At 52.6% G+C, this 15,767-nt stretch carries 9 protein-coding genes; all 9 read right to left on the bottom strand.

Annotated elements, in window-relative coordinates; translation table 11 throughout:
• On the bottom strand, nt 1-2,715 hold the full coding sequence (locus T433_RS0109135) for a fimbrillin family protein (RefSeq protein WP_155808449.1): 2,715 nt from the start codon (nt 2,713-2,715) through the stop codon (nt 1-3).
• Nucleotides 2,690-3,835 carry a fimbrillin family protein gene (locus T433_RS0109130; RefSeq protein WP_211249748.1) on the bottom strand — a complete coding sequence of 382 codons (1,146 nt, stop codon included), beginning with the start codon at nt 3,833-3,835 and terminating at the stop codon, nt 2,690-2,692. Before T433_RS0109130 ends, T433_RS0109135 begins: the two co-directional genes overlap by 26 nt.
• Nucleotides 3,836-3,947: 112 nt before the next feature.
• Nucleotides 3,948-5,774 (bottom strand): fimbrillin family protein, encoded by a 1,827-nt coding sequence (locus tag T433_RS0109125; protein ID WP_027455580.1) that lies wholly within the window; start codon nt 5,772-5,774, stop codon nt 3,948-3,950.
• Nucleotides 5,775-5,796: 22 nt separating this feature from the next.
• Nucleotides 5,797-7,860, bottom strand: coding sequence for a fimbrillin family protein (locus T433_RS0109120; RefSeq protein WP_027455579.1), 2,064 nt, complete (start codon nt 7,858-7,860; stop codon nt 5,797-5,799).
• A 9-nt stretch (nt 7,861-7,869) separates the two neighbouring features.
• Entirely contained in the window at nt 7,870-10,059 is a 2,190-nt protein-coding gene (locus T433_RS0109115; RefSeq protein ID WP_044109587.1) for a fimbrillin family protein, read from the bottom strand.
• A 38-nt stretch (nt 10,060-10,097) separates the two neighbouring features.
• The gene (locus T433_RS0109110) at nt 10,098-11,402 is read right to left on the bottom strand and encodes a fimbrillin family protein (protein ID WP_027455577.1); all 1,305 of its coding nucleotides are present in this window, start codon (nt 11,400-11,402) and stop codon (nt 10,098-10,100) included.
• Nucleotides 11,386-12,756, bottom strand: coding sequence for a fimbrillin family protein (locus tag T433_RS0109105; protein WP_027455576.1), 1,371 nt, complete (start codon nt 12,754-12,756; stop codon nt 11,386-11,388). Before T433_RS0109105 ends, T433_RS0109110 begins: the two co-directional genes overlap by 17 nt.
• Before the next feature lie 132 nt (nt 12,757-12,888).
• A complete protein-coding gene (locus tag T433_RS0109100) occupies nt 12,889-14,064 on the bottom strand; it encodes a hypothetical protein (RefSeq protein ID WP_155808448.1) in 1,176 nt (391 codons plus the stop codon).
• Nucleotides 14,061-15,410, bottom strand: coding sequence for a DUF3575 domain-containing protein (locus T433_RS0109095; RefSeq protein WP_027455574.1), 1,350 nt, complete (start codon nt 15,408-15,410; stop codon nt 14,061-14,063). The genes T433_RS0109100 and T433_RS0109095 overlap by 4 nt, the downstream gene beginning before the upstream one ends.
• Nucleotides 15,411-15,767: the final 357 nt, after the last annotated feature.

The following is a 15,767-nucleotide window of genomic DNA, read 5'->3' as shown; positions in this document are numbered from 1 at the left end:
TTAAAAGTCCTTTTCTGTGGGGATAATAGCATTACGCTTACCGATGGCTTCCTCGATGCTATGCCCTGTGCAGGTACCTACACCGTTGCAGTCGGCATCCCACCAGTTGCCCTGGCAGTCGTTGGTGGCCAGTTGCGAGGCCTGCAAGGCATTGCCCAGGATGGCACCATGGTGTACGTCTTTCGTCATCTTCACAAAGCTGGTACAGTCGGTGATGCAGAGCGAGGGAACATCGTTGGAATCGTCTTTTTTCTCGATACCGCCCACGATGCCGCCATAGAAGATGATGGTTGACGTGGTGCCGTTAAAGGTGCTGCCAGAATGTAGGATACACTGGGTGATGGTGCCGCGGGAAACGGTAGATACCAGTCCACCGGCGAACTTACGTCCCTGGGTGATGTTGGCCTCGACATCGGCAAAGAGGTTCACCTTGGCCTCACAGCCGCTCAGAGTGGCACCATCCCATATCCATACCACCAGACCAGCAGGGTTGGATGCCTGTATCTTGGTGCCATCGGCCATCTTCACGTTGACATGCTCTATGGAGGCATTCTCGCCATGTACCTCGTAGGCTAGGGCGGCAATGGCATCGGTGGCTGCGGTCTCGTCTGGTTTGGCAATCAGGTTCTTTGTTACATAGACGGTCAGATCGTGTACACGACCGGTGATGGCACCAAAGATCATATCCTCTGTAGCAATCTGCTTGTTGTTACCATCCAGCTCGTAGGCGATGCTGCCCACCTGATGGCTCACGTTGATGTTCTGAGCCAGACGGTAGCGCTTGGTGTCGCTGTTATAGGCGTTCTTGGTTGATTCTTGCAGCTCTTCACCATTGTCGATGATACCATCATAGCGCAGTTCGCTGGCTGTGACATTCTCCAGGTCGAGGTCGTCATCGACCGTGGGCCAGGCGTTGCCTTCAGCCGTGAAGGTATGGTCGGCATTCTTGAGGCCCACAATGTTCTTATGGGTCTGTTTGTCTTGCAGCAGGGTGATGCCGTATTCAAAGGTGTTGTTCGTCACCACACCGTTGGCCTGACCTGCAATGCCGCCGCCAACCTGTCCGCCCTTCACGCTGTTGCTCACACTACAGGCGTCGATGGTGGCTATCTTGTTGCTGCTAGAGGCAGAGATGGCTGCAATGCCACCGACGAATGCGGTAGTGGCGGCACCCACTACCTTCAGCGACGAACGGCAGCGCGAGATGGTACCTGCGTTGTGTACCACGGCACCTGCCACGGTGGCATGGGCATCACTATTGCTTCTCGTTGTCACCTTGACGTCTTCAATGGTTCCGTTGTTGGTGGTGGCAATGGCGGCATCGACGGTAGCGCCTATCTGGATGGTACCATTCAGCAGACTGGCAGCATCCTGCATGTTGTTCAGGAAACGATAGTTGCTCAACAGGGTGCAGCCACCCAGGTTCAACGTGCAGTTCAGGTCGTAGGTCGTGGACCAGTCTTCCAGGTCAATATCGTTGGTGATCAAAGCAATGTTTCCGGCCTTGTTCTGCGACTCGCTTCTGAGGAAGTCTATCAGTTCCTGGCGGTTCTCAATCATGATGGGGTCGCCCGCATTGCCATAGTCGTCGCAGATGGTGTTGGTCACCTGTTCGGTCCAGTCCTCGATATAGGCCGTCATCATCACCTTACGACTGTTACGACTCAGCGTCACGGTGATGATGAGGTGCTTGCCAGCCTCCAGGTTGTAACTGTCTTTATTGTGTTCGAAGTCGTTGTCGTTGCCGGCATAGAAAGAATAGTGCTGACCGGAAAGCGAGATTCGCGTGATGAGGTCGCTGGCGGGCTGAAGGGAGTAGTCGTGAGGCTCAACAATTGCATCGTAGCGTGTGGTGCTGACATGCGTCTCGGCAGCACCGTTCTTGTCTTCGTCGTAGTCAATAAACTCCTCGCCTGCCAGGGGTGTGATGGCCATGGCGTCGGTGTCGTACGAGTAGATCTTGGCGCTAAGGTCGTTTTCGGCCACGTTGAAGTTCAGTGCCTTTCTGCTCACGCCCTCGTCGGCTTTCAGGATGATGGTGATCAGTGCGCGCTGGTGCTGCAGGTAGAGGGGAATCTTCTTGTAGTCCTCGTCATCGCTCACCAGTTTTGTCTCGCTATTCAGTCGTCGCCACTCCTTGGCGGTGTGGTAGTTCAGGGCGTCAAGGTCATCAATAGGACTGCCACTGTCGTCGTCGCCATCCCATTTCTGGATATAACCGTAGCCCTCCAGTCGGTCTTGCAGCAGCCAGCTCTCTTTTGTCGATTGGTTGGCAGAGAGCGTCTCCGTACCGGCAGTTGCCTTAAAGCCATAGGCCGTGGTGGTGCTGGGCCAGTACAGGGGTGTCTCGTCCTCCTTGGAAGCCAGCGTGCCCAGGGCGTCGTCGGCCACAGGCTGATAGATGCCGGTGCCCAACAGCTCTCCGTTGGCTGCATACATGCCTACGGTAAACTCGTAGGCTTTGTTCACGGCCTGATAGGCTCCCATGGCTTCTTCGTATTCTGATTTGGCCGAGCGAGTCATCGTGACATTGGGAATAGCAGTGGTAAACATCACCTCTTCTTGCTCTGAACCATTGTCAGAGAAGAGACCGTCCAGCAACTCACTGCAGCTTGTCAGCGAACAGGCAAGTGCGGCCATGAGTGCGATACGTGACTGTTTATATAGCTGGTTGATATTCATACGTGTCTTAATCGTTATTTTGAATGGTGGCATCAGCATCGTAAACCGTCTTGTCGGTTTCCCAGTCGGCAATCTCGGCTGTAACCTGTGCTATCAGACTACGACGCAACTCCATATTATAGATATATTTCTTGCCACTCTCCAGCGTCAGGTTCTTCACGCCTTTGAAGGTGGCCTTGTGCACCACGGCATCGGCAGCATCTGATTCCTTCCACGTGATTCGGATGCCCTGCAGCGTACCGAAGGCAATACCCTCGAACGACTTCAGGTAGCCGGGTGTCGTGGTGGCGCGCTCAAACATGTTGAAGAGCGAACCGTAGGGATTGTCTTTCTTCGTGGCACTGTATCTAGCATCGTCCACATTGATGGGGACCGACGTGGTGGCGGGCACACTGCCATCTGGTTGTATGCAATAGGGCACATAGCCTGTTTCGGCAACGCCCAGCAGTTCTACGCTTAATATTTGTTCGGGGGAGATGGTGACCGATGCATCCTGCGAGTTCTTTAGGTTGACCTGAATCTGCGAGAACTGGTGCTTGAAGAACAGTTTTACGCGGTTGGCCTCGGGTGTAGCACCTGAGGGCTTGGCTACCTCTACAGCCAGGATGGGGTCGGGTTGCTGTGTCATGGCAGTCTTGTCGCCACGGGTCAGGTCATAGGCCATCATATACTGGTCTTTGTACTGCGTGGTCACGCTGGGATACAGTCTCAGGTTGCCTGCATCCGTACCATCATCGCTGTTCAGCTTGTTGTAGTCGGCCAGTGCCAAGAAGATATGGTTCAGGCGGTTCTGCCAGTAGAAGCACTTGGCAGCCTCGTCAAAACCATAGCTGTCGGTCTTGATGGCATCCTCATAGGCCCTGTTCCAGTAAACGGCATTGCCCACGGTGTTGTTGATCTTCATCCATGCCGTTGTCATGTTGACATCCTCCGACAACTCCTTAGTCTCAGAGTAGAACTCCGTATCGTTGTCGTCGTTGGCACCGGCATGGAAGAACATCGAGCACACGAAGCGGCCATCCTTTGGCATAAAGGAAGCCGAAGCGGCACGCGTGATGACCGCATCCGTATTGCCGGCAGAGAAAAGCACCGGCATGCGCTCCATCTGCTGTCCGCCGTCGTATGTCTCCTGTTCAGCAGTACATCCTGCCAACAGCAATACAAAGCTTAAATATATGTTATACCAATTCTTCACGTCTTCTCACTTAAAAGTACCTCTCACTTCTCATCTCTCATCTCTCATCTTGTGGCGCAGCCGCACCCCTCTAGTCCCAATCCAGTGTTGCATTGCCACTGCCGGTGTTCTCGGTCCAATCCTTGATCAGGGCACGGAACTGAATAGCCTCTTTCGTCAGTGTGATGGTGTAGGTGTACTTATTACCGCCAAGCCATTTGGTGATGACCTGTTGTGTGTCATCCTCACAAAGGTTCAACTGCACTGAGTAGGTCGTACCATCTTTCAGGGTGATGACCAGTCTTGACGCATCTGTGATGTGTTGTGGCACCATGATTGTCTCGTCCTCCACCGGAATGGTGGCTTTGGTTGTACCAGCCGTGACAACACCTGTTGCCAGACTGACCTCACCCTTGTTCTTCAGGTTTGTCATGGTCACCGTGGCATCTGTCAGGTCAACGGCAGAGGCATCGCTGCTGGTCTTCAGCTCTACCTTTACGTTGCTCATCACGTGCTTGAACACTAGGGGCACGTCGCCCGTACGGGGATTGATGGCGTCGCCTTCGGCATAGTCATGTGTGGTGGTGCCATCGGCTTCCGTACCTGTGTGCGCAGCGGTGGTAGCCCACAGCAGGTCGGTGCCTTGATGAGCCTCCATCGTGGTGACAGCCTCCAGTGTTTTCTCGTTGGTCTTCTGGGCCAATGCACGGAAATAATAGTTGGTGCTGCCGTTGGGCCAATAGATGATTGTCGTGTTGACAAACTTGCTGCCGTCGTAAGTCGCTGTGGTAGCCATCGTACCAAATTCGGTATCGTCGGTAGAGCGCCACAGCGAGAACGAGTCGCCGGCCTTCAGGCTGGCATTGTTGGTCTTGTCGATGGTCTTCACGTCTGCGGTGAAGTTGATTTCGCCAATAGTTTCTGCGCTCACGTCGGTCCAGTCGGCCAGCGTGGCCACCAGACTGATGGCTTGCTTGTTCAGTGTCACGGTGAGCTTATAGTTCACGCCGCTGATGCTGGCATTGTTCTTGATGCCATCCTGCCAACTATTCAGTACGTCCGAGTTGAGCACCACCTCATAGTCGTTGCCATCCACCGACTGAATCGTGGCCAGCAATTTGCCGTCGGTCAGTGCTGTCAGGGGTACAGCCACGGCCTCGTAGGTGCGACATGGCTTGCCTGCCTCTGTCGTTGAGGCTGCGTTGGCATACATCTTCACGGGGGTAGTTCCCGTGGCGGTGACCGTCGAGTCTGGCGCCGTGAAGGTGCCATTCAGGTTCATACCAGCCAGGGTGACTGTAGTAGTTGCCAGGTCGTCAGCCTGAAAGCCCTTGTCCAGCACCACCACGATGGTAAACTTGCTCATGGCATGATAGAAAGGCACTGTCAGCGTGCCATGCTTGTCCTTAGCATGTTGATAGGTTATCATACTCTGAGCGTCCGACCACAGCAGGTCGTTCTCCTTCAGCGCCTTGGTAGTTGTCTGGTCGGCAGCGGTGGTCCAACCCAGGACACCCGTTGCTTCATCAAGCACCGTCGGCGTGCCGCCATTATAGCAGTAGCCGTAGAACGACTGCAGTCCGTGACCGCTGGTGCGCAGGTCCTTGGCGCCATCTGCTGTCGATTCGCTGAAGTCATCCCAGTAGAGGGGCTCGGTAGGCGCATCATTGATGATGGTCACCAGTTTGCTCTGCACGGGATCTGCTTGTTGGTCAGCGATGTGGCGCACGTAGCACAAAAGCTTGTCGTCGGCTTCTATCGTGCTGCCAGCGGCGCGTGTCACCAGACTACTGCCCGAGAGCGATGTCTCGAATGTCAGGGGCAAGCGCTCCTGCACCAGCGAGGCCTCGTCGTCGTTGCTGCATCCAGCCAGCGTCAGTGCTGATAGTGCGAGTATGATGTATCTTTTGATTGTCATTTACCTATACCTTATATTATAATTAGAACCACACTTCCTCCTCGGCATCTTCAGTTTGCCAGTCGGTGAGCGATGCGGTGGACTTGATCTCTGTCTTTGTCACCTTCAGGTTATAGACGTAGTGTATGCCCGATTCCCATTTGCCCTTGGGCGCTACTTTCTCGGTGGTGCCTTTCTTCAGAATAGGCTCCACGTCGGCATAGTAGATGTCCTTCGTGCTATCGCTGTTGGTCACGGTGATGCGGAAGCGCAGGTTGGTTGCTGCACCAGCGGTGGTGTAGGGCAGCGCCTGTGGTACGATGACGCCCAGGTACTGATGCTTGGCGTCATCTATCTGTGGCAGAGTGAAGTCGGTAGCTGTGCCAGTGACCACGGCCGAGCGATCTTTCAGCAGGATGTGTCCTGTGTTATAGACGTTCACCAGTTCCACCTTCACGTTGCTCAGGTCCACATGGTCGTGGGCTCCCTCAGCGCTTGAAGAGAGAACCACCTCCACCTGACTCATCATATAGCGGAAATTCAGGTTGATGGCAGCCTCACGGGCGCAGATGCCATGTATGCTCATGTCCACCTGAGTGTGGTCTGGGTTGCCGCACAGCGTTCCTGCTGCAATCTCGGGCATGCCCATCACGAAGTTGCTGGGGAAGGTCGCAGCATCGTAGTCACCGTTTGCCACCTCTACATACTGTGTCTGGTCGGTAGCATCCTCCACCACGGTTCTTGTTGCGGGATAGATGCCTCGGAAGTGGTAGTGCTGATAATGGCTGGTCCAGTAGAGTGTTGTGGTGTTGTTCCAGTTCACCGTGCCGTCGGCCTCCATCTCGGGCGTTGCGTCATTGGTATAACCCTTATCAATAGCTTCGCTGCGATAGAAGGCAAACATGTTGGCTCCAGTAGGCTTATAGCTGCCACCACCTACGGTCGTGTTGACGTTGATGACGGGGTGTACCTCGTCAGAGTTCACGTCCACCCACTTCTCTACGGTAGCCGTCAGCACGATGCCTGTCTTCTTGATGGTCACGTTGATGATATAGTTGTAGCCCGCCAGGGTCTTATAGTCTGTATGCCCGCCTTTGTCATCGATAGCATCGTGTATCTCTTTCGCTCTGATATAGTAGATGTTGTCGTCGGCATTCACGATGGCAATCACGGTGTCTGCGGTTGCGCCCAACTGTGTGCCGGGGTAAACCACTGCCTGCTTTATCACGGTGATATCTTCATCTGTGGTGCTGGTGGTGCCGGCAATGAGCGTCTCCTTCGTGCCGTCGCTTTCTGCCACGGCTCTGGCAATGCTCACCTTACCCTTGGTCAGCGCATAGTTGTGGTCTGGGTTGCTAATGCCGGCCAGCGTGTTGGCATTGGTCAGCGTCACCGTGGGGTCCTTCTCAAACTTATATTTCGTTGCACCTACGGTTCCCTTTGTGAAGCCATCGGCAGCCTTCAGGTTGAATGTGATCTTGCTCAAAGGATGAACGAAAATCATGTTACGAACATTTTCCTTTGTTGGCTTCACGAACTTATAAGGATCCGTATAAAGGTTGTTCGATACGATGATGTCGCCATTCAAGACATCCTTGCCATCGGTGATAACAGGCCAAGTAAGCCTCTCCCACTCTGTGTCTTTTACAGCAGGAACCTCAGCCATGCCATCCACAGCTACGCCAAGTACTTTTAAGCCATTATCAGTGTTGGTTTTGTTGTTGGGATCACCTGTGCCATAATCGTCCCAATAGAGCATTTCGTTCTCTGTAAACGACAAGGCATTGATGGTTGGTGCGGCATCAGTGGCAGCTATTGTGGTGCATGTGGTCTTTTTACTGATAGCTTCAGGATCCTTTCCTGCCCATGTACCATCCACCTTCAGTCGCACCTGCGTACCTGCCTTCATGGCATAGTACTTGGAAGCCGAAGACTCGCCGCCACGAGTAATGGTGCGGTTGACAGGCGAAGCCTCAACACCAACATTGAAGTCTATCGTGCCATCAGCCGTCCTGTCAAACGAATCGCTCACGTCCTCACTTGTGCAGGCACCAAGTACCAGCACAAATGAGGTCATCAGCGTATATATGAAATTCTTTCCTGTCATTACAGAGAATTAGTCTTCCAGAGTGATATCTTTGTTTTCAGCAGTTACGTCAACCCATTTTTCCACGGTGCAGGTCACACTCTTGATACCTGCCTTTGTCAAAGTGAAGGTGTAGGTGTAGTTGTGGTTGGGATACCAGAAAGTAACAGGACTGTTGGCGGTCTGGTTCTGACTGCCACCATTAGCCGTAGCAACGATTTCGCTCAGTTTCTTAACCACGTAATATTGGTTGTTGTCGGGAGTCTTGATGGTGATACCAACATACAAATGGTTTTGGTCTCCTGTTGTACGAACCAGAGCCTGCGGTACAACAGCATAGGTAAATGTACCTGTTACATCATATGTTTTATCAGTTTTATCAAGTCCGGCGTTAGGTGCAGTGAATGCATCGCTGTCAGTGAGGCTGCCTGTTGGGGTAACAAGACCATTACCCATCTTCACCTGTCCATTAACATAGAAGTAGGTCAGATATACCACACACTGGTTAGCACCATCCTCCAGCTCCACATGATCAGGACTTGTTGACTTGGTGGTACGCAATACAACGTTGATGTTACTCATCATGTGCAGCTCTGTCATGTTGATGGTAGAGTTGGTAGCACCGATAGCAGGGCTCAGCGTGGCTGCATAACCGTCGGTGGTGCTGTACTGAATAGGACTGGTTGTGCTGGTGAGGAAGGGAGCACCCCAGTGATAATCGTGACTTGCTTGGTCACCAGAGGTGATATCGAAATAGTCATCTTCGGTGTTATCTGTATTCTTAATTTTGATGCCTGAGTTTACGGTACGGAAGTGATAGAATGACTTGTTGTTCTCGAAGAACCAGTCGGTAGTCCAAATGTTGCCATTCGGTTTAAGGCCAGCCTTGTCGGTATAGTTACCCTTCCAGTTCTTAGCTTCACTTGCACCTGTGTTAATCTCTGCAGACTCGTCGTTCAAGCGATAGAGGTCGAAGTTGTCAGCAGGAGTACCATTATCGTTTTTAAAGAGGCTCAGTTCGATGTGCGAGTTGTCCATATCCTTGTTGGCAGCCGTCACATCAGTCCAAGGCTCCAGAGTTGCCGTCACGTTGATAATCTTACTCTTACCGACAGTGATGGTAAACACATAGTTCTTGCCCTGAGCCATTGTGAGCGAAGGCTCGGAAGTGCCCTGTCCCTTGTTCAGTGCATCGAGCATCATATCCTGAGTGATGAAATACTTGTTGTCATCAATAATAAATTCCAGCACGTTGACGTTGCTACCCTCATTGAAAGTGTAGCCAGGCAACATCTGAGCCTGCAGAGTGTAAACGGCATTCGCTGCGGGTTTTGTCGTGGCCATCTTCTCGATGTCTCCAGAAGTAGCAGCAGGCCATGAACCATTCTCAATGTCCAGCTGACCTCGTGTCGGTACATTCTTGATCTTAACATTGGTGCCTGAGGCAAAGATAAAAGGAGCAGAAGTATAACCCTCACCTTTCTTCAGGTTGACGGTGATGCGGCTCAGGGCGTGGTTGAACTTCAGGTTACCCTGGTCGAACTTACCAGGACCGTCCTGCATGTTGGCGTCCTTCAGACGGAACTGCAGACAACCGTCATTTACAGTAGTATAACCATTATCGGTATAGTTGAACGCCTTAGCGCCGCCCTCTCCATTAGCACTGATGTTGTTGCTATAGGTCAGGTCCTCGTTGTCAATCACGCCGGCACCACTCTGGTCGGCAGATACAGTCCATGCGATTTCCTCAGACAGAGCACTAGTACTCCAGGTTCTGCCGCCAGCAAGGAGGTCGGTTAGCGTGGTGTTGTTGTTCTTCAAGGTGTAGTCCTTTCCAGGTACAGCCACAGCAAATACTGACAGCTGGGCACTGCGGCCATAAGCATCATCCCAATAGCACACGTTTTCGTTGCTGGGAGCTTCAATCGAAGAGAAAGAAGCATCTGATAGTGTTGCATCTGCCAGAGCACTGGCCACTGTACGTGTCTCGCGGACATTACCATCAGTGGTCAAACCGTTTTTGTTACTACGGATATGCATGGCAATGTGGGTGTTAATGGCAAAGCCTGCACGTGTCATGGCAGCGTTGTCTTCGCCTACGAACGAGATGGCTGTCTTGTTACTTGGATCGATGGCGTTTGCATCGTCCTCCAAACTGTTTGAACATGCTGTGGTTACCAGTGCGGTAGCGGCTAACAGCGGGAAAAAGAGATTTTTCATTTTGGTTATTGTATTTTAATTATGATTCTGTGATAGATTTATTGCTCGAGGTTGGTCTCGATGTCGCCGTAAACATTCGTCCAGGGCATCAGCTCTGCGCTGAAGTCGATGGTCAACGGATAGAACTCACTGACCTTTAGAATGTACGTGTATATGTTGTTCGACTCCCAGTTGAAGGCGTCGATATTCTTCTTGTCGTCTTTGATAGCGATGTCTGTGTAGTGGATGGTCTTGCTCGCCTTGTCGTAGGTGATGTGGCCATCGGCACTGGTGAAGTCGCTCTCGTAGTCCAAGCCATAGACATCAAACGAGATGGTCATTTTCACTCCCGTTTGTGGTATCTGCAGCATGCCGTCTTTGCATTCGCAGTAGTAGGCGTGCTCGCGGTCGATGGCCTTGTTCAGGTCGCCCTGCTTGTTGTCGTCGGTCTGCAGCAGCAGTCTCTGGCTGTCGTTGGCGGCCTTCGTCGTGGTGGTGAAGGCACCATGCAGCATGTCGCTGCCGGCGAGGTCGGCTGTGTAGCCGTGTCCCTCGGTGACGAAGTTGTCGGAAACAACTTTCACCTTTATATTATATAAGTAGAAGTTGGCAGGTGTCTCCTTGCCGTAGTTGTTGTAGATGGCAAAGCGCACCTTCGACGTCAGGTGGTGGAAGGGCAGCGCCACGTAGCGGTCGTACTTGGTGGTAGCGCCATTCTCTGTGCGGTCTTTGCTGATAAACGTGCTGCCGTTCAGCAGGTCCACGTCTTTGGTGTTAGAGCCATCGTTGCATGCCACCTGTGCCGGCATGTAAGGCTCGGCACCTGCAGTCAGCACACCGTTGTTGCAGGTCTGATAGACGTATGCGGTGGTGGCGGGTATCTCCAACGTGCTGGCATCCAGCGTGAAGTTGGCAATGTCGTCCTGAGCAGGACAGGGGCTGATGGCATAGAAGCGGTAAGGGAAAGCCGAGGCATCCCAATAGCGCTCAATCTGTGTTTTGTAGTAGCCTTCGGTCTTAGAGCCAACATAGTCCCATTTCGACAGGTTGGCCCAAGCGTCTGTTTTGTATTTCACCTCATACTTATCCATGATGACGGCCTGTTTGGCGGTGGCAAAGCCTTTCCAGCAGCTCACCAGGAATCCCTGTGTCAGGTAGTTGCTTGATGCTGCACGTGTCGGTGCTTTCATCACCGGAGCGCTCATCACAGCCTGACTGAACTGCATGGGCACGCGTCCGTCGTCCGTATCCTCATCCAGGAAAGTAGAGTCAGAAGAACAAGCGGTGAGGCTGGCGCACAACAGGAGTGCGCCAGTCCACCAGCTTAGTGTTTTATTTATCTTATGATTAGAAATTGCTATCATTAGATTTTTCTGTGTAATCCTCAACAGTTGCACCGTCGAATACGATAGGATAAACAGTAGGAGTTGCAGGCACATCAGGCTTGGTGATATCAATGGTGGTATCATCAGGATCGGTCGTACCCTTAGAGTCCTTTGTAATCTTGAAAGTATAGGTGTACTTGGTGTTAGGCTGCCAAGCGGCGATAAACTCTGAACCGTTCTTTGCAGGCACATAGACACGGGCATTGTGAACAGTGATCTCCTCGCCATTGTCCTCAGCAATCAGCTTGTAAGACACGTGGAAGGTGAAACCAACCTCGCTGGTAGTGGGCTGAGCTACGGGATAATAAATGGTAGAAGACTTAGCATAGTTCTGTGTGTTGCCGGTTGCTACTGCTTCGGGAATCACGTTGTAGTTTGTGCTAAGCTTTGAGGTGAATGAAGTCAGTCCGTCTTCAGTTCCGGCTGGAATCACGAACTTCAGGTTGTCCTGAGTCTTTGAAGCGGTGCTGTGGTCAACGTTGGCAGTGGGATTGCCAACAGTACTGAAGTCGATGGTTGCACCACAGGTGGTGTAATAGTCAGCCTTGGTGTAGGTCGTGCCATCTGTGGTCGCAGGAGTTGCCTGAATGCCGGTGTTAGGGTCGGTCACATCGATAATCTCCACTCTGTAGCCGCGAACGTCCTCGTAGAAACGCAGGTTTACTTGTGCGCCCAGGTGCTTGAAGTTCAGCTTCACGTCCTTCAGGTCTGCATTGGTGGCCTGAGCGCCAGCATACATGAACTCCTGCAGTGAGGGATCATCGTAGCCAGCCTTCTGAGCACCGTTTGCTACAGTAATCTTCTTTGTGTCCTCGTCGAAGCTAACGCCGGTAGCACGATAAGGAGCATACGCATAGAAGTTGGTGTTGGTGTACTTCAAGTCCCAGTAACGCAGGTACTGATTAGCATTGGCTGACATGTAATCGTTGTCGTTCTTTGTGTAGTAACCATCAGTGCCAGTGTAAGTGTACTCATTTTTACCCAGATACTCGTAGAACCAAGGTGAAGTGTGGTCAGTTTCTGTACCAATTTCGCTAGCCCAAGTTGTAGCGTTGGTGTGATCATAACCCTTTTTGGTTGTTTCGTTAGAGTATCCCACCAGGTAGTTGTTCATCACTTGCTGAGTTGTCAAGCCTGTACCATACTTGTAAGCCCACACGCCGAAGTTGTAGTGACCAAGCTTCTCCAGATTCGTAGCACGAGTAATGTTTTTCTTCTCCACGCTGAAGGCGATGGGAGCTTCGTTTTCGGCAGCTGATCGGTCAACCAGATCATCGCTGCTGCAGCTTGCGAGGGCTACAGCGGCTACTGCCAGGAATGCTAATTTTTTCATTTTAATGGTTTTAATATTATATAATAGAGTGAATAATCTTAGTTCTTTCTATATCCCCCTCCTTTCGGAGGGGTTAGGGGAGGCTTTCCTTTTGGAGGGGTTAGGGGAGGCTTTTAGGGGAGGCTTTTTCCCCTATATCTCAATTTCCCAGAACACCTCGTCGTAGTCCTCTACCGTAGGTATGAACAGACTGCCGGTGCCTTGGTTCACAGGGTCGGGTGGCGTCAGTTTGTCGCAGTCCACCCACACCGTCAGGATGCCGCCGTGCGCTTGCGCGCGACATTGGTCGGTGACGTCAAACTCGTAGGTCTTCACCTGTCCGTCTTTCCACACCAGGTCATAGTACAGGAAGTTGCGCAGTGCAGCGCGCGATCCCATGTATTTCGCACCCGAACGCGTGTAGGGCTCGTTGTCGCAGAGGCCGAAGGTAGTCAGTTTGCCACCAATCACGTCGCTCTTGCGACCCTTCACCGTCAGGCCCTTCTTCATGCGCGTGTTGAAGTAGATCAGCGCAGGCTTGTTGCCCGTGTGGCCCGTGTTCACGTTGGTCGAACTGGCCATCGACGAGAGTGCCGCATTACCGTTGATACCCTTGATCTTGCCATCCTCGTTGTTGTAGAGGATAAACTGCACCAGGTAGATATACACCAGCGGGCGCAACTTGGTCTCCAGGTGCTTGATATACACATTCTCCACGGGGTCGTACTCATAGTCGGCCAGGTCGTGCGAGATGAAGATGTTTTCCGGGTAGGCACCGAAGAAGATCTCAGGCTGGTTGAGCAGACCGATGGCGCTCGAGCCATCTTTGTCGTTGGCGCGGCTGCGATCCACGATGCTTCGCGAGATGCCTCGCGTGCCCGTGGTGGTGGCCGTCACCGAGTCCAGTTCCTCATGCATCACCAGCACCTGCGTACCGTCTTTCGAGTCGATGTCGCTGTAGAACAACATGTCGTAGTAGCCAAACTGGAAGTAGCGGCGGAATCTGTTGCCGCGAATAGAGAACGCCTCGTCGGTGGTGTGCTTCGCCTTGGGGTCGTCGCCCTTGTAGTAGCGGTGCACCTCGTAGCTCGAGGGGCGCTCATAGCCAATGTAGCCCCAGATAGAGTCGTCCTTCAGGTCCCATCCGTAGTACCAGTCGGTCTCCATATCCACGTCCACGTCCCACACCACGTCCATCTCGGTCTCCACCTGCGGCATCACGAAGTCCAGGTTCTGTCCGGGCAGGTGCAGGGGTGGTTCGATGCACGAGCTCACGCCCAGCACAACCGTCATGACGACTACTATATAATAAATAGGTGTACGTGTCATCTTGTCACCTCCTTTTTCTTTCTGTAGATAATGTCGTAGGTCAGGTGCAGTCCGGCGTTGGTGGGGCCAAACCACATGAAGCGGTGGTTGCGCTTCTTAAACTGACTCGTGCTGCCACGGTAGTTGTAGTAGTAGAGTCCGTCTATCGTTCCGTTGATGGGGTTGCCCCACACGTAGGGGTCGTAGCGGGTGATGAAGGCACCCATGCTGAGGCTCAGTTCCAGTCGCAGGCTGCCTTTCTTGTTCAGTCGGCAGGTGTGACCCAGCGTCAGGCCCGCGCCGCCGCCTTCGCCTTCCCATCCCTTGGTCTCGCTGAAGCCGATGCCATAGACCGTGCCCTGGGCGTAGGCGCCCAGATAGGTGCCCAGAAACTCCCCGCCGCCCTTGAAGTAGCGGCGCAGTTCCAGCTGCACGTCGCGCACCTGCATGAACTTGTGGTTCTGCCAGTGGCGATGGTTAGAGAATGTGAAGCCTGCATTATACGTGTAGTGCCCCGTCAGGGGGTAGTATTCCAGTTGGATGTTGGCGCTGGGTGCGAAGCCAAACTGCGGGATGTAGGCGGCGTCGTGCAGCAGGTTGGTGCGTGCCGCTATCAGGTGGCGGCGTGTGTAGGCCTTGTAGGTGGCGGGCAACAGGTTCAACTGCTCGGGCAGGGGCGTCAGCAGTGGGTTGGATGCCTCTGTGCTCACCGGACAGCCCTTGAACTGGATGCGGTCGGGGTTCACCGTGAACCACAGCACCACGCGGCTCTGACGCAGCGTGGGGTAGTACACCTGCAGTAGGCGGTTCCAGGTCTTGCCGCCGTTCAGTGCCATCAGTTCGCGCTTGCACTGGTGCTCGTCGCCCTTGCTGCGCTCCCAGATGGTGCGCACCTGCTCATACTCTTCGTCGCCGGCCAGTTCCATCAGCTTCACCAGGTAGGCATAGTCCTCGGTCACGCACTTCGCGTCGGTCTTGCAGTTGCCAATGGGCTGATCCAGATTGCTCTTCAGAAACTCGATCAGGCGCTTCGTGCGCTCGCGACTCAGGCGGATGTTGTTCCAGTAGGGGCCCTCGGGCGAGGCGGCACCCTTCACAAACACCTGTCGCAGCACTAGGTTCTGCTGCTTGAGCAGCGGCACCAGACTGTCGTTATAGAGCGTGATAAAGGGATCGTCTTCCAGCAATTCCGTGCGGTTCACCCTGAAGCGGATGCCTCGTGCCACCATGTCGAACAGCGAATCGCTAATGGCAGGGGGCGTGCTGACATAGGCGTCAGACACATAGACAAAGGGGTAGCCCGGCAGCTGTCTGTAGCGCAATGTATCTATCTTCTCGGCCCATCCGTTTGATAAGCCGAGAATCATAATAGTAGCAAAAATACTTATTCTTAAATGGTTGACTAATGCTTGCACTTAAACGTAGAGTTTTGTAGCAATTCTATTTTCGGATGCAAAGTTAGTCAAAATTATTTAGATAAAAAACAAAGGGTGTGATTTTTACAATGTTTAACGACTCCTTTACATTATTTATGCACAAACTGTTCTGTTTTGCGCCATTTTGCTTTCCTTTTTCTGTTTTTATGCATTTTATGCCAACTGTAATTGTACGTTTTGTTGCGATTTTTTATAGTGATTTTTTAAGACCTCAAGTCCGCTTTGCTCCGCTGGAAAAACTTGCACATTTTGAAAAAGTTTTCAGTTTATAGCGATTAAATGGCGTTT

Origin of the sequence: Xylanibacter brevis ATCC 19188, from assembly GCF_000621725.1 — a bacterium.
Classification (GTDB): domain Bacteria; phylum Bacteroidota; class Bacteroidia; order Bacteroidales; family Bacteroidaceae; genus Prevotella; species Prevotella brevis.
The sequence above is the reverse complement of the archived record's forward strand: the minus strand, read 5'-3'. Positions and strand labels throughout refer to the sequence as shown.

Coding starts and splice junctions, on each gene's coding strand:
- T433_RS0109135 (WP_155808449.1), bottom strand. CDS start 2,715: ATGCCACCATTCAAAATAACGATTAAGACACGTATGAATATCAACCAG.
- T433_RS0109125 (WP_027455580.1), bottom strand. CDS start 5,774: ATGACAATCAAAAGATACATCATACTCGCACTATCAGCACTGACGCTG.
- T433_RS0109120 (WP_027455579.1), bottom strand. CDS start 7,860: ATGACAGGAAAGAATTTCATATATACGCTGATGACCTCATTTGTGCTG.
- T433_RS0109115 (WP_044109587.1), bottom strand. CDS start 10,059: ATGAAAAATCTCTTTTTCCCGCTGTTAGCCGCTACCGCACTGGTAACC.
- T433_RS0109110 (WP_027455577.1), bottom strand. CDS start 11,402: ATGATAGCAATTTCTAATCATAAGATAAATAAAACACTAAGCTGGTGG.
- T433_RS0109105 (WP_027455576.1), bottom strand. CDS start 12,756: ATGAAAAAATTAGCATTCCTGGCAGTAGCCGCTGTAGCCCTCGCAAGC.
- T433_RS0109100 (WP_155808448.1), bottom strand. CDS start 14,064: ATGACACGTACACCTATTTATTATATAGTAGTCGTCATGACGGTTGTG.
- T433_RS0109095 (WP_027455574.1), bottom strand. CDS start 15,410: ATGATTCTCGGCTTATCAAACGGATGGGCCGAGAAGATAGATACATTG.